20 protein-coding genes are annotated in these 16,503 nt (G+C 62.0%); 19 read left to right on the top strand and 1 reads right to left on the bottom strand.

Features of this window, described 5'->3' with window-relative positions; all coding sequences use genetic code 11:
* Positions 1-2: 2 nt before the first annotated feature.
* The 19 genes from M2396_RS13385 (at position 3) to recX (ending at position 15,164) form a co-directional block, all read left to right on the top strand.
* On the top strand, positions 3-503 hold the full coding sequence (locus tag M2396_RS13385; RefSeq protein WP_150570859.1) for a hypothetical protein: 501 nt from the start codon (positions 3-5) through the stop codon (positions 501-503).
* Positions 500-1,060, top strand: a complete 561-nt coding sequence (locus M2396_RS13380) for a phage baseplate assembly protein V (protein ID WP_259075403.1) — start codon at positions 500-502, stop codon at positions 1,058-1,060. Before M2396_RS13385 ends, M2396_RS13380 begins: the two co-directional genes overlap by 4 nt.
* A 100-nt stretch (positions 1,061-1,160) precedes the next feature.
* Positions 1,161-1,487, top strand: a complete 327-nt coding sequence (locus tag M2396_RS13375) for a GPW/gp25 family protein (RefSeq protein ID WP_101317315.1) — start codon at positions 1,161-1,163, stop codon at positions 1,485-1,487.
* Positions 1,484-2,365 (top strand): baseplate J/gp47 family protein, encoded by an 882-nt coding sequence (locus M2396_RS13370; RefSeq protein WP_181106086.1) that lies wholly within the window; start codon positions 1,484-1,486, stop codon positions 2,363-2,365. The genes M2396_RS13375 and M2396_RS13370 overlap by 4 nt, the downstream gene beginning before the upstream one ends.
* Position 2,366: 1 nt before the next feature.
* Positions 2,367-2,975 (top strand): phage tail protein I, encoded by a 609-nt coding sequence (locus M2396_RS13365; RefSeq protein ID WP_259075400.1) that lies wholly within the window; start codon positions 2,367-2,369, stop codon positions 2,973-2,975.
* On the top strand, positions 2,968-4,884 hold the full coding sequence (locus tag M2396_RS13360) for a phage tail protein (RefSeq protein ID WP_259075398.1): 1,917 nt from the start codon (positions 2,968-2,970) through the stop codon (positions 4,882-4,884). The genes M2396_RS13365 and M2396_RS13360 overlap by 8 nt, the downstream gene beginning before the upstream one ends.
* A gap of 3 nt (positions 4,885-4,887) precedes the next feature.
* Entirely contained in the window at positions 4,888-5,316 is a 429-nt protein-coding gene (locus M2396_RS13355) for a phage tail assembly chaperone (protein WP_259075396.1), read from the top strand.
* Between the two features lie 85 nt (positions 5,317-5,401).
* Positions 5,402-6,568, top strand: a complete 1,167-nt coding sequence (locus M2396_RS13350; protein WP_259075394.1) for a phage tail sheath family protein — start codon at positions 5,402-5,404, stop codon at positions 6,566-6,568.
* A gap of 13 nt (positions 6,569-6,581) precedes the next feature.
* Positions 6,582-7,091, top strand: a complete 510-nt coding sequence (locus tag M2396_RS13345; RefSeq protein WP_101317328.1) for a phage major tail tube protein — start codon at positions 6,582-6,584, stop codon at positions 7,089-7,091.
* Positions 7,092-7,101: 10 nt separating this feature from the next.
* Positions 7,102-7,404: a phage tail assembly protein gene (locus M2396_RS13340; protein ID WP_101317330.1), complete on the top strand. Its 303-nt coding sequence runs from the start codon at positions 7,102-7,104 to the stop codon at positions 7,402-7,404.
* A gap of 125 nt (positions 7,405-7,529) precedes the next feature.
* Positions 7,530-9,764, top strand: coding sequence for a hypothetical protein (locus M2396_RS13335; protein WP_259075391.1), 2,235 nt, complete (start codon positions 7,530-7,532; stop codon positions 9,762-9,764).
* 9 nt (positions 9,765-9,773) lie between these two features.
* The gene (locus M2396_RS13330) at positions 9,774-10,619 is read left to right on the top strand and encodes a phage tail protein (RefSeq protein ID WP_259075388.1); all 846 of its coding nucleotides are present in this window, start codon (positions 9,774-9,776) and stop codon (positions 10,617-10,619) included.
* Complete coding sequence (locus M2396_RS13325; protein ID WP_101317336.1) at positions 10,594-10,803, top strand: tail protein X; 210 nt, start codon at positions 10,594-10,596, stop codon at positions 10,801-10,803. The genes M2396_RS13330 and M2396_RS13325 overlap by 26 nt, the downstream gene beginning before the upstream one ends.
* Positions 10,804-10,824: 21 nt before the next feature.
* Positions 10,825-11,859 carry a phage late control D family protein gene (locus M2396_RS13320; RefSeq protein WP_259075386.1) on the top strand — a complete coding sequence of 345 codons (1,035 nt, stop codon included), beginning with the start codon at positions 10,825-10,827 and terminating at the stop codon, positions 11,857-11,859.
* Between the two features lie 82 nt (positions 11,860-11,941).
* Positions 11,942-12,490 carry a glycoside hydrolase family 19 protein gene (locus M2396_RS13315; RefSeq protein ID WP_150572008.1) on the top strand — a complete coding sequence of 183 codons (549 nt, stop codon included), beginning with the start codon at positions 11,942-11,944 and terminating at the stop codon, positions 12,488-12,490.
* Positions 12,487-12,984, top strand: a complete 498-nt coding sequence (locus M2396_RS13310; protein WP_259075384.1) for a lysis protein — start codon at positions 12,487-12,489, stop codon at positions 12,982-12,984. Before M2396_RS13315 ends, M2396_RS13310 begins: the two co-directional genes overlap by 4 nt.
* 59 nt (positions 12,985-13,043) lie before the next feature.
* Positions 13,044-13,526, top strand: coding sequence for a CinA family protein (locus tag M2396_RS13305; RefSeq protein ID WP_101317344.1), 483 nt, complete (start codon positions 13,044-13,046; stop codon positions 13,524-13,526).
* Between the two features lie 102 nt (positions 13,527-13,628).
* The gene (gene recA / locus M2396_RS13300) at positions 13,629-14,690 is read left to right on the top strand and encodes a recombinase RecA (protein WP_101317346.1); all 1,062 of its coding nucleotides are present in this window, start codon (positions 13,629-13,631) and stop codon (positions 14,688-14,690) included.
* A 3-nt stretch (positions 14,691-14,693) separates the two neighbouring features.
* Positions 14,694-15,164 carry a recombination regulator RecX gene (recX, locus tag M2396_RS13295; protein WP_101317349.1) on the top strand — a complete coding sequence of 157 codons (471 nt, stop codon included), beginning with the start codon at positions 14,694-14,696 and terminating at the stop codon, positions 15,162-15,164.
* A 10-nt stretch (positions 15,165-15,174) separates the two neighbouring features.
* Here the strand turns inward: recX and M2396_RS13290 are convergent, their stop codons facing one another.
* Positions 15,175-16,293, bottom strand: a complete 1,119-nt coding sequence (locus tag M2396_RS13290) for an LOG family protein (RefSeq protein ID WP_259075380.1) — start codon at positions 16,291-16,293, stop codon at positions 15,175-15,177.
* Positions 16,294-16,503: the final 210 nt, after the last annotated feature.

Raw genomic sequence — 16,503 nt, 5'->3', positions numbered from 1 at the left:
ACATGAGCGAACTGACAACCTTACACGCGGCAGTAACCGCAACCATTCGTGAGGCGATCCCGGAACTTGCGTCAGTCGATGCATATTCATCTGTAGGAAATAGCACGGCATTACCCGCACTGCGCCATGGCGTGGTGCGCATGACGGCCGACCCTGCCCCCCGCGATGGACGCTCGGTGCTGCTCGCCAGTTTCGAGGCGGACATTACCGCCGCGGATAGCGCCCAGGCCGAGGCGCGCCTGCAAGGCAGCCTCCTGGCAGCGCAATTGATCGACGTGCTGCGCCAGCAGTTCTGGGAGCTGGATTTCGTCGAAGCGAGCCGCAATGTCGAGGCTCAGTTCGACGGTAGTGGCTGGACGGTGCGCTGGGACCAGCCGGTGCTGCTCGGCGAGCCACGCTGGGATTGGCCCGACCAGCCGCCTGGGCAGTTGATGCTGGGGATCAGCCCGGAAACCGGCCCTGGCAACGAGGGCAATTACTTCCCTGCACAGGATCTGTCATGAGTTACTCAAGTTCAATGCACGACCGCATGTTGGCCTGCCTGGTCATCCCTTGCCGCGTAGTGGCGGTGGATCCTGCCGCTGCGCGGGTACGGGTCTCGGATGGCAGCGGCTGGAGCAGCGCCTGGTTGCGCTGGCATGCACTGGCGGCAGGCCAGGCCCGCCACTGGCGCGCGCCAAGTATTGGCGAGCAGGGCGTCCTGTTGAGTCCCAGCGGCGAGCCAGCCCAGGGTACGTTCTTCCCGGGACTGTATGGCAATGCGGGGAGCCCACCAGATAACCGTGACCATCTTGAAGTGTGGCATTTCGCCGATGGCGGCTCACTGGCCTACGACTGGCAAGCACGGCGCTACGACATCCACTTGCCGACCGGCAACGCCAGCATCCGGGTCGGGGGCAGCACGCTGCAGGTCAGCGACGGCGCCATCAGCCTTGACGCAGCGGCGATCACCCTCACCGGTAGCGTCTCGATCAAGGGCCCGCTGGTGGTCAGCGGCGACATCAATGGTGGCGGCCAGATCATCGACACGGCCGGCAACACGGCCAATCACAAACATTAACAGACCCGCCGATGCGGGTTTTTTTCTGTCAGGAGACTGCTATGCAAACCTGCCCATGGGGCTCGACCATTGCTGTCCGGCCCTCGCCTGGAGGTGCGCCATGATCGGTATGGACCGGCGCACCGGCCAGCCGTTGGCCGGCATCGCCCACCTGCGTCAATCGATTGAAGACATCCTTTCTACCCCCCTCGGCAGCCGCCGCATGCGCCCGGAATACGGCAGCCAACTGCGCCGCTACGTCGACCTGCCGGTCAACGAAGGTTGGAAAAGCGCCGTACAAGCTGAAGTCGCCCGTGCTCTGGGACGTTGGGAACCGCGTTTGCAATTGGAGCGAGTCAAGGTGATTGCGGTAATCGGCGGTCAGGTCAGCATGAGCCTGCGTGGCCGCTACCTGGGCACTGAAGCCATGCTCGAGGTGCAGGTATGAGCCAAGTCGACCTGGCCCAGTTGCCAGCACCTCAGTTGCTCGAAGACCTCGATTACGAGGCCTTGTATCAGGCTGATCTGCAGACCTTTCGCGCGCATCTGGGGGACGCTTGGACCGCACAGCTTGAAAGTGACCCGGTCTGCAAGCTGCTGGAAGTCGGGGCCTACCGCAAATTGCTCAACCGGGCACGCATCAACGACGCGGCCAAGGCACTGCTGTTGGCTTACGCTCAAGGCAGCGACCTCGACCAATTAGCGGCCAATGTCAGCCTGCAGCGTTTGCTCATCCAGGCTGAAGACCGGACTCAGGTACCGCCGCTCGAGGCACTGTTCGAGTCTGACGCGGCACTGCGCGAGCGGGTGCAGTTGGTCTACGAGGGGCTCACCACTGCCGGGCCGCGCAACAGTTACATCCTGCACGCTCGCAACGCCTCGGGACTGGTCGCTGACGCAACCGCCGAGAGCCCGTCGCCCGCGGTCGTCGATGTCACTGTGTTGAGCCTGGAGGGCAACGGTGTAGCAGATGCGCAGTTGCTGGCCCAGGTGGCCGCGTACCTCAATGACGATGACATTCGCCCGGTAGCCGACCGCGTCAGCGTGCGTAGCGCCGAGGTCTTGCCCTACCGCATTGATGCCACCCTTTACATCGCTGACAGCGGCCCTGAGTCGGAGGCGGTGCTCGCCGAGTGCCGTCGTCGGCTGCAAGCCTGGATCAACCCGCGTCGACGCCTGGGCGTCGAAGTTGCACGTTCCGGGATCGATGCACAGCTGCACATTGGCGGGGTCAGTCGGGTTGAGCTCAGCGGCTGGGCCGACATCCGCCCGAGCAAGTCCCAGGCTGCGTGGTGCACGGGCTTCGATCTGAAGCGGGGCGGCTGATATGGACAGCCTGCTGCCGCTCAACCGCACCGCGCTGGAATGCGCCATCGAAGCCGCAGGCGATGAAGACCTCAAGGTCGACTTACGCCTGCTCTACAGCCCCGAAAACTGCCCGCCGCACTTGCTCTATCAACTTGCCTGGGCCTGGTCGGTCGACCGCTGGGACGACAGTTGGAGCGACGCGATCAAGCGCTCGGTGATTCGCTCGTCGTTCTTCGTACATGCCCACAAAGGCACCCTTGGCGCACTTCGGCGTGTGGTCGAGCCGTTTGGCTACCTGATTGAAGTGGAGGAGTGGTGGCAGGCCAAGCCGGCTGCTGTGCCTGGAACCTTCGCTTTGAAGATTGGCGTTTCCGATGCGGGCATCAGTGAGCAGACGTATGCCGAGTTGTCGGCGCTGATTGATGACGCTCGGCCGGTCAGTCGGCATATGACGGGGTTGGTGATAAGTCTGGAAACCCGCGGCGCACTGTATGTGGGCTGCGCCCTGCAGGAGGGCGACGAGCTGGATGTCTACCCGCCTGCCTCATCGATTATTGCGGTCACAGGCGCTATAGGTCGCGGCGGCCGCGAACACACAATAGATACCTTGGACATTGCACATGGCTGACCAGAATTCACAGTATTACGCGATCCTGACCAATGTGGGCGCGGCAAAGCAGGCCAACGCGGATGCCTTGGGCATCCCGTGGAAGATTACCCAGATGGGCATCGGCGATGCCGGCGGCGCCGAGTCGACGCCAAATGCAACGCAACGTGCGCTGATCAATGAGTGGCGCCGCGCGCCACTCAATCAACTCAAGGTCGACGATAAAGACGCCTCTATCATCGTGGCTGAGCAGGTTATTCCGGCCGATAGCGGTGGGCGCTGGATTCGTGAGATCGGCCTGTATGACGCTGACGGCGACCTTGTGGCAATCGCCAACTGCCCGCCGACCTATAAGCCTTTGCTCACTCAGGGGTCGGGCCGAACGCAAGTTGTACGTATGAACCTGGTGGTCAGCAGTGCCAGCAATGTGCAGCTCAAGATTGACCCGAGCGTGGTGCTGGCGACCCGCGAGTGGGTAGAGGGCAGGCTTGCCGAGCAGGACACAAAGCCATCGGTGCTGGTAGCCACTACGGCCAACATTGCCCTGAGCGGCCTGCAGAGCATTGATGGCGTAGCGTTGACTGCCGGAGCACGGGTGCTGGTGAAGAACCAGAATGCGGGCAAGGACAACGGTATCTATGCGGTGGTAGCCGGTGGTGCCTGGAAGCGCAGCGCCGATGCGGATCTAAGCGCAGAGGTCACGCCTGGCCTGATGGTGGCGGTGGAGAAGGGTACAGCCAACGGCGACAGCATTTGGCAACTGGTTACGGACGCGCCGATCACGCTGGGCGTCACGGCGCTTGCTTTTGAAATGCTCGCCGGGCCATCTGGCGTCACCGTAGGTACTTATAAAAGCGTAACCGTTGATAAGTACGGTCGTGTGGTTGCTGGTTCCAATCCGACCAGCCTGGCCGGCTATGGGATTGTCGATGCAGTCAAAATAGGTCAGTACGGAATAGGTACGCCGCTGCCACTGCCAGCGAGTACCGACCTGAACACCATGCTGCTCGATGGCGTGTATGCCTATACATCAGGCGAGCCTTTGAAGAACGCGCCCATCCTGGGAGCGAGTCATTTGATTGTTCGCGGAGCCGCTGCCTACCCGCATCAAGAGTTGAAGCGGATTTATCAAAACCGTTTCTTCTACCGGGCGGCCAATAAGACGTTCCCTACTGAGGCTTCTGCTGACTGGGAGTCGTGGGTAGAAATGCTGCACACCGGGAACATGGTTGAAGCGACCCAGGAAGAGGCTGAAACAGGTGTCTCGGCGTCTGTATGGATGTCTCCGCGTCGGGTCGCGCAGCTGTTGGCCAAAAAGGTTGTTCAATCCACTGAGGCAGTACTTGGCTGGGCAAAGGTGGCGACTCAGACGCAGGTCAGCAACGGCGCCGACGACGCCACCATGGTGACGCCGAAAAAGCTCAGGAATGCCCAAGCCAGCCAGGTTGAGGCAGAGGCCGGGGAGGTCGACAACAAGCTCATGACGCCGCTGAGAGTCTTTCAGGCGATGCGAAGCGCTGCGGCGCAGGCAACGGAAGTCTTCTACGGGGTGTTACGTCTTGCGACCCAGGCAGAGACCGACTCCGGCACCCTGGACACGGTCGCGGTATCGCCCAAGAAAATGCGCTGGGGCTTTGCGTTCAGCTATACGTCCAACGGCTACTTTGTATTTCCCACCTGGCTCGGCGGGCTGATCATCCAGTGGGCGAACGGTCAAATCAACGCAGGTGCTGGTACGGTCAGAGTCAGGCTGCCACTTGAGTTCAATTCAAGTCTGGTGGTGTATTCCATCGGGACATCCGCGACTGGCGTGGTGGTGACTGGGCAGAACGCTTCGTCAACAGGCATCGACATCAATGCCCGATCTGCTACCAATGGCGCGGTGCCGCCTAGCATCGTCGGTTATACGTTCTTCTGCATGGGGAAATAAGAAATGCACTATTACAGTCAGACAACGGGATGCTGCTATTTGGAGGCAATCCATTCAGTGATGCCTCCCGACGCGGTGGAGATTTCCGAGGATCGCTGGAATGCGGTCATTGGTAATCCCGAGCCGGGCAAAGTGCGTGCTCACGACGATAAGTGTTTGCCCATTCTGATCGATCCACCGGCCCTTGGCTCGGACGATATTGCTGCGCGGGAGCGCGCATGGCGTGACGGCGAGCTGTCGGCACGGCAGTGGCTGCGTGACCGTCATCGCGACGAGCAGGACCTTGAGCGCGAAACCACCCTGTCAGCCGACCAGTTCGCCGAGCTGCTGGCCTACCTGCAGGATCTGCGCGACTGGCCCCAGTCAGATCAATTTCCCGTCGTCGAGCACAGGCCGGTTGCCCCGCCCTGGATCGCCGACCAATCCCAATAACGCCCCGCACCGACGGGGCGTTTTCTTTTCTGCTGTACCCCTAATGGCCTCGCTGACGCGGGGCCTTTTCATATCTGGAGAATCTATGTCTGGCTTCTTTCACGGCGTTACCGTAACAAACGTCGACACCGGCGCGCGTACTATTGCCTTGCCGTCGTCCTCGATCATTGGTTTGGTCGATACCTTCACCCCGGCGCCAGCGCTTACCGCGCAGCCCAATGACCTGATGCTGATCACCAGCGAGCGCGAGGCGATTGCCGCGTTCGGCCCTGACGCGGCAATCACCAAGGCTTGCCAAGCTGTCTTCACCCGTGCCAAGGCGGTGATTGTCGCCTGCGGCGTGGCCAAGCTCGAGGACGCTGCCGAGCAGACCTCGGCGATCATCGGCGGCACCTTGGCGGACGGCAAGCGGACCGGCCTGCAGGCACTTCTCGACGGAAAAAGCCGCTTCAACGCCCAGCCGCGTCTGCTGGTTAGCCCCAAGCACAGCGCGACCCAGGCGGTCGCTACCGCCCTGGTGGCGCTGGCTGACAAGCTGCGCGCAATTGCCATCATCGACGGCCCCAACACCACCGATGAAGCGGTCATCGCCTACGCTGGCGAGTTCGGCGCCAAGCGCGCCTATATGGTCGATCCGGGTGTGCAGTACTGGGACACCAGCAAAAACGCCACGGTCGACGCGCCTGGCTCGGCGTATGTGGCCGGGCTGTTTGCCTGGACTGACGCGGAGTACGGCTTCTGGGCCTCGCCATCGAACAAGGAATTCGTCGGTATCACTGGCACCGGTCGCCCGATCGAATTCCTCGACGGTGACGAAACCTGCCGAGCCAACCTGCTCAACAACGCCAACATCGCCACCATCATTCGCGACGACGGCTTCCGCCTGTGGGGCAACCGCACCTTGTCGGCCGACGCGAAGTGGGCCTTCGTCACCCGTGTGCGGACCATGGATATCGTCATGGACGCGATCCTCTATGGCCACAAATGGGCGGTCGATCGCGCCATTACCGCGACCTACGTCAAAGATGTAACCGAGGGCCTGCAGGCGTTCATGCGCGACCTGAAGAACCAGGGCGCGATCATCAATTTCGAGGTGTTCGCCGACCCTGAGCTGAACACTGCCAGCCAGCTCGAGCAGGGCAAGGTGTACTGGAACATCCGCTTCACCGACGTCCCACCTGCTGAAAACCCCAACTTCCGCGTTGAAGTCACCAATCAGTGGCTGACCGAAGTCCTCGATTCCGTCGCTTAAGGAGCGCATTTACATGGCAATGATTCCCGAAACCCTGGCCAACCTGAACCTGTTCGTCGATGGCGTCAGCTTCCAGGGCGATGTACCCAGCCTGACCCTGCCCAAGCTCACCCTGAAAATGGAAGAGCACCGCCCAGGCGGCATGGACATGCCGGTCGAAATGGACCAAGGCATGGAGAAACAGGAGGCGGCGTTCACCACCACCGGCGTGCGCCGCGACGCCCTGAAGTTCTTCGGCCTGGCCGATGGCAGTGGCTTCAACGGCACCTTCCGCGGCGCCTTCAAAGGCCTCAAGGGCAAGATCAATCCGGTGGTAGTGACCCTGCGCGGCGCCCTCAAGGAAGTCGATATGGGCGACTGGAAGTCCGGTGACAAAGCTGAAATCAAGCACAGCGTGGCCGTGACCTACTACAAGCTCGAAGTCGATGGCCGGCTGGTCTACGAGATCGATGCGCTGGGTATGAAGCGCGTGATCAATGGTGTCGATCAACTGACTGCGCAACGCATTGCGCTCGGCCTTTAAGGAGAAGCCCATGGCTCAAGCGAAAAAACTGCCGCAATGGCTGACCCTGAGCGCTGAACGCGTCAGCGTGCAGCTGTCCCGGCCCAGCCAGGCCAACGGCGTCCAGGTCGATAGCCTGTCGTTGCGCGCACCCACCGTGCGCGATATCCGCAACGCCCAGGCGGGCGGCGCCAATGATGACGAACAGCGTGAGCTGAACCTGTTCGCCTCGCTGGCCGAGGTCGGTATCAAGGACCTCGAAGGCCTGGCCCTGAAGGACTACAGCCGTCTGCAGGCGGGCTATTTTCGCCTGGTGCAGGACGACGAACTTTGACCCGGCCCGGCACAAGGCCGCTGCCAAGCGGCTGGCCAAGGAGCTGAACTTTTCCGCGAGCGAAATCATGACCATGTCGTACAGCGACATGGTCTGGTGGCTTTCGGAATGAGCAGGAGTAAGCCATGGCAGAGACATTAGGGCCATTCAACCTGGGGCTCAGTGTCAACTTCAGCCCGCCGTTGGGGGCTGCGCTTGACGCACTGCGCATCAGCATCGATCTGTTACGCAAGCAAATGAATACCACCCGGCTCGGTCTGATCATCGGTGCATGGACCGGTGTCAGGCCTGTGCTTGAACCGGGGCATCTAATCGGCAATTCGACCGAGCCGAATCATTTGCAGGGGCGAGGCGCACAGCGTCTGACACTAGCGCCTGTGAACGATCAGCTGGGTCGTCTGCATCAAAACTTGGCCCGGCTGGACCAGGTGATATCCGGCCTGATCTGGGTCAAGCGGCAGGATCAGCCAGCGCAGTGGCGCGCGCCTTTGAAATATTCCCCTGAGAAGAGTGCCTCACCCGTGCCAGAGCAGCGCTCCGCTAAGGGGGCGCCGAATCTCGAAACGCCTAAAGTAAGTGGGTCTTTCAGCCCGCCGCTGGGGGCCGCAATCGAAGCGCTGCGCATCAGCATCGATCTGTTACGCAAGCAAATGGATACCACCCGGCTCGGTCTGATTCTCGGTGCATGGACCGGTGTCCGGCCTGTGCTTGAACCGGGGCATCTAATCGGCAATTCGACCGAGCCGGATCATTTGCAGGGGGCAGGCGCACAGCGTCTGACACTAGCTCCTCTGAACGATCAGCTGGGTCGTTTGCATCAAAACCTGACCCGGCTGAACCAGGCAATTTCTGGACTGGCTTTGGTCGATCAGCGGACATCCAGCGCGGCGGCGGATGACTCATCCAAGCCGAAGCAGCGCTCCGCTGCGGGAGCGGAGGAACTCGCAGCGGCTGCGGCGGGAAAGGCTGAACAAGCCAATACGCTGCCAGTGTATGCGGCAGTCGCCACCATTGTTGCCGGCGTGGGCCATGTATTGAGCCAACAAGCTCCCGCAAAAGACCAACAGCGGGCGGCAAAGGCCGGAGGAAAATTTGCCAAGGAAAACTGGTTTGGCGCTTTGCTCGATATTGGCAAGGCATTGGCCACAGGCGAGGATGGCAAGGAGCAAGCCGAAGAGGTTGGTGCAGTTGCGGGAGGGTTCGGCGGGAAATTAATCGGAACAGCATTGGGAGTCCTCTTTTCCAAGAAAGAGCGAGTTCAACAGCGCTCCGCGGCGATCGGTAGCACCATAGGTGAGGTGTTAGGTCGACTGGTAGGCGGCGACGTGCTCGATTCTTTCCAGGACCAGCCAAAGTCGGCTGCTGCCAAAGCCCAAGCAGCCGCGCAAGCAGATGAAGCAAACCCCGCAGTTGCAGGGCAACAGGGACAGGAGCCACACGATAAGAAAGTTGAGAGGAATACGACGTCACCGAAACTTGACTGCAGTTGTCTAGGCCGCCTGGGTCAGTCTGCAGTTGTTCCTACTGCCGTTACATTTGGCCGTTCGTCCGCCCGGCCGCGAGCAGCTGGACTTGGTCGGGCGCTCAGTCTTGCGGCAGCAACAGCATTCAGTGTGATGCCAGTCAAAGATCGGCCCGCTGTAACACCTGCTCGTTCAAACAAAAAGCGTGGCCGGAAAAGTGCTTCAGGTACTGCGCCAGGCCGGTCGCGACGTGGCGCTGCCAAGGTCGGCACCAGCTCACCTCTCGGCCTGCCACAGACAGTCTTGAAAAAGCTGCCAGGCCTGGCGCTGCTGGGCACCACCCTTCAACTCGCCGACACCTACAGCAGTAATGCCACGCCTGAGCAGAAGCTCGAGGGCTATGGCACTGCTCTGGGCGGCTTGGGCGGAGGCTTGGCCGGCGCTGCAGCGGGCGCTGCAATCGGCTCGGTGGTGCCAGTGATCGGCACCGCCATCGGCGGGCTGGTTGGCGGCGTGCTTGGGAGCATGGGTGGCGAGCAGGTTGGCGGCTGGTTGGCCAGGCTCGTGACCTCAGACACCCCCCCAGCAGAGCAGGCTGCGGCCCATCGCGAATCCGACCCGGCGACATCACTTGGAGACGCGTCCCGATCGTTGGCCGAGTGTGCCAAGCAGCCAACGCTGTTGACCGATCCCGCACAGACCGCGCCAACAGCACCCACTCCCACTATCAACCAGCAATTCACCTTCACCGCGAATATGCCGGTCACCTTCAACAACAGCCTCTATGACCCCAGCACGCTGCACCAGTTGGAGGCGATAGCCCGTGGTCAGCTGGAAGAGCTGATGCGTCAGGCCCGCGCAGTGCAGATGTTTGAAACACCCCACGTTTCAATTTGAGGACCACTCATGAACTATCAGGAACAGCTGCAGGCTGGCCTCCACGCGCTGGTCAAGGCGGGTGAAGCGGGGCGTCGGCGGGCCGACGCCATGCTCGAGCCGATGGATCAGGCCATCGACCATGTACAAGGCGCCGTCGCCAGCCTGGAGGGTCTGCCGGTAGTGGGGCCGGCGATCGGTGCGCGCCTGCAACGCAGCTTGCGCGCAATCACCTCGGCCCAGGCCAAGGTGGCCAAGGTCATCGACAAATACGATCAGACCCTCAGCGTGGTGCGCCAGGTGCGTGATCGCCTCGGCACCTTCGCCGAGCAAGTGGACAAAGCCGGGGCCGCGGTGCGTCGGGTGGTGGGGGGCGTGCGCGCGGCAGTTACCGGCGCACTCTCGACCCTGGGCTTCGCCCCCGACAGCACCCCGGCAGCGGAGGCGGTAAAGCCGTTTGCCCACCTGCTGGTGTTGCAACCGCTCAAGCCCGGCGCCGCGGCGTACTACTTCAACCTGGATACCGCCGCGTTCGACCAACTGCGGCGGCAGACTCGCTTTCGCTGGGCGGGCCAGGAGCGCCTAAGCCGCGCCAGCGCGCAACAGGCGGTGGGCCTCGGCGAGGAGACCATCAGTATCCGTGGGGCGATCTTCCCCACCTTCAAAGGCGGGCTCGGCCAGTTGCAGGCACTGCGCAGCATTGGTCGGCAATTGCTGCCGATGTCGTTGATCAGCGGGTACGGCGAGGTGCTTGGCAACTGGTGCCTGACCAGCGTTGAAGAAGAGCAGAGCAGTCTGCTGGCCGGCGGAATCCCGCGTAAACAAACCTTCTCACTGGAGTTCATCAGCTATGGGCAAGACCTGCATGACGTCTGAGGGGGACCTGCTCGACAGCCTCTGCCAGCACTATTACGGCCACCTCAACGGCAGCGTCGAGGCAGTCCTGGCGGCCAACTACGGCTTGGCAGATGAGACTCAGCCGTTTGCCGGCGGGGTGCTGATCAGTTTGCCAGACCTCCCGCACGCCGCTGCCGGCACAACGGTCCAGTTGTGGGACTGACCCTGCTTCGGAGCCACCCCCATGCAACCACAGTTTCGTATCGTTGCCGACGGCAACGACATTACCACGCTGATCAACCAGCGCCTGCTACTGCTGCGCACCAGCGACAAGCCGGGCATGCAGTCAGATGATTTCGAACTGCGTATCGACGCCCGCGACGGCGCACTTGCATTACCTTCCCGAGGCGCCTCGATCGAGGTTCATCTCGGCTATGCCGGGCAACCGCTGACCCGGCTTGGACGCTTTACGGTCGATGAAGTCGAGCTGTCCGGCCCGCCTGACACCCTCGTCATCCGCGGCAAGGCCAGCGACCTTTGCGGCAGCGGCAAGACCACCCGCAGCGACAGTTGGGAAGCGTTGCCGCTGCAACGGATCGTCAGTGAAATTGCTGCGCGTAATGGCTGGCAGGCGGTGTGCCCGCTGACCGTGCTGGTCGCGCGGGTCGACCAGTACGCGGAGTCTGATCTGGCCTTCATCACGCGTCTGGCGCGGCTCTACGATTGCACCGCCAAACTTGCCAACGGCCAGTTGCTGGTGCTGCCTCGCCAGGCTGGCAAGAGCGCCAGCGGCAAGCCGCTTGGCGTGCTCACGCTTGACCGCAGCATGGTCACTAAATGGCAGTTCCGGCTGGATGACCAGCAGACCCACAAGGCCGTACGTACCCGTCACCAGGACCCTGCCAGCGGCGCGCTGCAGGTGGTCGAGCTGGCTAACAGCGCGGTGTCGCCGGACGACCAGCCGGTGCATACCGACCGCCACGTCTACCCCAATCGCGCCGCTGCCGAACAGGCCGCCAGGGCGCGGCTGGCCAGCTTCAACCGTGGCACCGCCAGCCTGCGCCTGGAGATGGCCGGACGAACCGATCTGTTTGCCGAGCGCAGCATCGAAACCAGCGGCTTCTGCGCCGGGCTGGACGGGCTGTACCTGATCGATTCGGTTGAACAGCTGTTCACCAACAGCGGTTGGCAGACCACGGTGCACTGCAATGGAGGCAGCCAGGGCAAATCCAACAATAAGGGCTTCGCGCCGCGGCGAGGCACGGCTATCAAGGTCTGAGCAACGTGTGCGCGGCTCATCGTTGCGGCTCAAGCCCAAGACCTCGTCCTGGGCTTTTTTTTGTTAAACAAGGAGGTGCAGCATGCTTACCGAAGGCCAACTCAGCCAGATATTTCCCCTCGCCGGCCAGCGGGTCGGCACCTTTCGCGCAGCGCTCAACGAAGCTTTGCCGCGTTGGCAAATCGATCATCCGAGGCGCATCGCGGCGTTTCTCGCACAGATCGGCCATGAATCCGGCCAACTGCGCTATGTGAAGGAGCTGGGTGGCGATCGCTACCTATCCCGTTACGACACCGGCAGCCTTGCGCGGCGTCTGGGTAATACGCCGCAGGCTGACGGTGATGGCCAGCTGTACTGCGGTCGCGGCCTGATTCAGATCACCGGCCGCAACAGTTATCAGGCCTGTAGCCGGGCCCTGTTTGGCGACGAGCGCTTGCTGGCGCAGCCGCAGTTGCTCGAACAACCGCGCTGGGCCTGCGAGTCGGCGGCCTGGTTCTGGCATTCACGCGGGCTCAACGCGCTGGCGGATCGCGGCGAGTTCAACCGCATCACCCGTCTTATCAATGGCGGCCTGAATGGCCTGGACGATCGCCTGGCGCTGTGGGCGCGAGCACGCGAGGTGCTCTGTTGAGCCGCAGCTGGCTGGGGCTCAGCCTGCTGCTCATGCTTGCATCCGCTTTGCTGGCCTGGCAGGTCCAGGGGTGGCGTTACGGTCGGCAGTTGGCCGACCAGGCTACCCGCCACGCCCAACAGATGCGTCAGCAGGCTGATGCACTGGCCGATCAGCTGCTCGCCGAGCGCGCCCGACAGCACGACCTGCAGCAGCGTCTACAGGCCAGCGAATCGCGATATTTTCAGGAGCTTTCCGATGCCCAACAAATTCAGGCTCGCCTGCGTGATCGGCTTGCCACTGCTGATCTGCGGTTGTCGGTCCTGGTCGAGCGCGACAGCGCTTGCGCCACTGTGCCCGCCGCCGGCGCCCCCGGCAGCGTGGATCATGGCGCCGTACGCGCCCGGCTTGAGCCAGCGCATGCTCGACGAATTATCGCCATCACCGATTTCGGCGACCGCGGACTGATCACATTGCGTGCCTGCCAGGACTACGTCCGCGAACTCACACGCTGACCCCTTGTCTGACCCTCTCAGGGTGATAGGGTAGGGCGCATTCCCGTCAGGAGCCGACCATGGACCCGATCACCGTTCTTTCAAGCAGTCTGGGCGAGCACCTGCAGCAGCTCAATGCGCAGGTCACCACCGCCGAATCTTGCACCGGTGGCGGCATCGCCGAGGCCATCACGCGGGTTGCCGGCAGTTCGGCGTGGTTCGAGGCCGGCTACGTGACCTATTCCAACAGCCAGAAGACTCGCCAGTTGGGCGTGCCAGCGCAGTTGTTCGAGCAGGTGGGCGCGGTTAGCCGCGAGGTTGTCGAAGCCATGGTGCGGGGCGCGCAAGCCGCCAGTGGTGCGCGCTTTGCCGTGGCCGTCAGCGGTGTGGCCGGGCCAGGCGGCGGTTCAGCAGAGAAACCGGTCGGCACCGTCTGGCTGGCCTGGGCTGATGGCGACCGCGTCAGCAGTGTGCGCAAGCACTTTGCCGGTGACCGTGAAGCGGTGCGCCGACAAACGGTGATCGCCGCGCTAGACGGCTTGTTACAGCTTGGCACCGAGTAAATTGCCAACAGGGGTTTGCTCAGGCGCCTTGCTGTGGAATAATACTGGCTACTTATACAGTTATTCGGGCCGTCAGGGCCAGTCGATCACGTGAGGATTTCAATGGACGACAACAAGAAGCGCGCCTTGGCTGCGGCCCTGGGTCAAATCGAACGTCAATTCGGTAAAGGCGCGGTCATGCGCATGGGCGATCAGGATCGCCAGGGCATGCCTGCTATTTCCACCGGCTCGCTGGGCCTGGACATCGCGCTGGGCATTGGCGGTCTGCCGAAAGGCCGTATCGTCGAAATCTACGGCCCAGAGTCTTCGGGTAAAACCACGCTGACCCTGTCGGTCATCGCTGAAGCGCAAAAAGCCGGTGCCACCTGCGCCTTCGTCGATGCCGAGCACGCGCTGGATCCAGAGTACGCCGGCAAGCTGGGTGTCAACGTCGAAGACCTGCTGGTCTCGCAGCCGGACACCGGCGAGCAAGCGCTGGAAATCACCGACATGCTGGTGCGTTCCAACGCAGTAGACGTGATCATCATCGACTCCGTGGCAGCGCTGGTACCCAAGGCTGAAATCGAAGGCGAAATGGGCGACATGCACGTGGGTCTGCAGGCACGTCTGATGTCTCAGGCGCTGCGCAAGATCACCGGCAACATCAAGAACGCCAACTGCCTGGTCATCTTCATCAACCAGATCCGGATGAAGATCGGCGTGATGTTCGGCAGCCCGGAAACCACCACCGGTGGTAACGCGCTGAAGTTCTACGCTTCGGTACGTCTGGACATTCGCCGTACCGGCGCGGTCAAGGAAGGCGACGAAGTGGTCGGCAGCGAAACCCGCGTCAAGATCGTCAAAAACAAGGTTTCGCCGCCGTTCCGTCAGGCCGAATTCCAGATTCTGTACGGCAAGGGTATCTACCGTAACGGCGAGATCATCGACCTGGGCGTTGCCCACGGCATGATCGAGAAATCCGGTGCCTGGTACGCTTACCAGGGCAACAAGATCGGTCAGGGCAAGGCCAACGCCGCCAAGTACCTGCAAGACAACCCGGCCGTTGGTGCAGACCTCGAGAAGCAGATCCGCGACAAGCTGCTCAACCTGGGTGCTGTTGCTGCAGCCGGCAAAGCAGCCGCTGCTGCCGAGCCAGCGGGTGCCGACGCCGACGCAGAAGCTTGACCCATGCCCGCCGTACTCGACACCCCGGTTGCGGTTCGGCGGACAGCCATGGACCTGCTCGCGCGCCGCGAGCATGGTCGCGTGGAGCTGACGCGCAAGTTGCGTCAGCGCGGTGCTACAGATGACCTGATCGAGCCTGCGCTCGATCGGCTCACCGAAGACGGCTTACTCAGTGAAGCCCGTTATCTCGAGAGTTTCATTGCCTATCGTTCCAACGCCGGTTATGGCCCTGCACGTATTCGTGAAGAGCTGACCCAGCGTGGCCTCAACCGTGCTGATGTCGAGCAGGCCCTGCGTGACAGCGGGGTGAACTGGGCTTCACGGTTGCAGGATGTCTGGCAGCGCAAGTTTGCCGGGCAGCTCCCTCATGATCCGCGCACTCGCGCACAGCAAACCCGCTTTCTGGTCTACCGTGGCTTTGCCATGGACATGGTCGGCCGCCTGTTGAACGGCCGAGACCTGGACGATTACTGAATTTCCCTGATCAACTGGCTTTCAGCGCTTGGCGGGCTCGTTGAGTGGTTTGTATCGGCTCTGGCCTGGCCCAGTTTTCGCTAAGGTTGATAAAGTCGATCAGCTCCCGCAAGCGTCCCTGGTCACGCCCGGTGAAGGCGAAGGTGAGCCGGGTCAGATGATCAAAGCTATCCACTTCGTGTTCTGCGCTGGCATCGGCTTGCTGCTGGAATGTGCCGCTCAGGCGTAGATCGGCAAATGCCTCCTGGGCGTCGAACAGCGCGGCCTCGCTGAGCGGGTGATGCATGCGAATGACGAATTGATTCTTCAGCCAGCGGCTGGAGTGGTAGTTGTTATAGAACTGGGTGATCTCTTCCACCGCCTCGTCAGCGCTGTGCACCAGCCGCACCAACTTCAGGTCCCGGGGCAGAATGTAGTGGTTCTCTTCAAGTTGCCGGCTGATAAACGCCAGGCAATCTCGCCAGAACGTCCCTCCGGGAGAGTCCAGCAGCACCACCGGCACCAATGGGCTTTTGCCGGTCTGGATCAGGGTCAGGACTTCCAGTGCCTCATCGAGCGTGCCGAAGCCGCCGGGGCAGAGCACCAAGCCGTCCGCTTCCTTGACGAAGAACAGCTTGCGGATGAAGAAGAAGTGGAACGGCAGCAGTTTGTCGGTGCCATCGACGGTGGCATTGGCGTGTTGCTCGAAGGGCAGGCTGATATTGAATCCCAGGCTGTTCTCGGTGCCGGCACCCTCGTGTGCCGCAGCCATGATGCCGCCGCCGGCACCGGTGATCACCATCAGCTCATTACGCGCTAGGCAGGCACCCAGCTCGCGGGCGAGGGCGTACATCGGGTGCTCCAGCGGCGTGCGCGCGGAGCCGAATACGGTGACTTTGCGCCGACCACGGTAGCGCTCGAGGGTGCGGAAGGCGTGGTCGAGTTCGCGCAGGGCCTGCAGGGTGATCTTGGCGTTCCAGCGATTGCTGTCGTCCTGTGCCATGCGCAGCACGGTCAGCATCATGTCGCGGTAGAGCGGCAGGTTGGTGCTGTTGGGAGCCACCTGTTGTAGCTGTAGGTCGATGTTGCTCAGATCGATGCCGCTGTTCTTGAAGTGGGTCAACAGAAGCTCGTTGGCTTGGTAGGGCATACAACTCCTCCTTGTGCAGCAGGACCTTCAGTGCCGGTTTCTACCAGGCGGCGCATGGGCCGGGCTTGGCAAAAAGGCACAAGGGCTGAATAACAATTTAGACGTTGTGGCGTGATTGTGCTGGAGCAGTCCGCTGGTCGGGACGCGAGCCACTGCCAGTGCGATGCTGTTCACTTGAAGTGCGGGGCAGTCACTTGCAACCAGCAGCAC

It is taken from the genome of Pseudomonas sp. BIGb0278 (assembly GCF_024809895.1).
GTDB classification, from domain to species: domain Bacteria; phylum Pseudomonadota; class Gammaproteobacteria; order Pseudomonadales; family Pseudomonadaceae; genus Aquipseudomonas; species Aquipseudomonas shirazensis.
The sequence above is the reverse complement of the archived record's forward strand: the minus strand, read 5'-3'. Positions and strand labels throughout refer to the sequence as shown.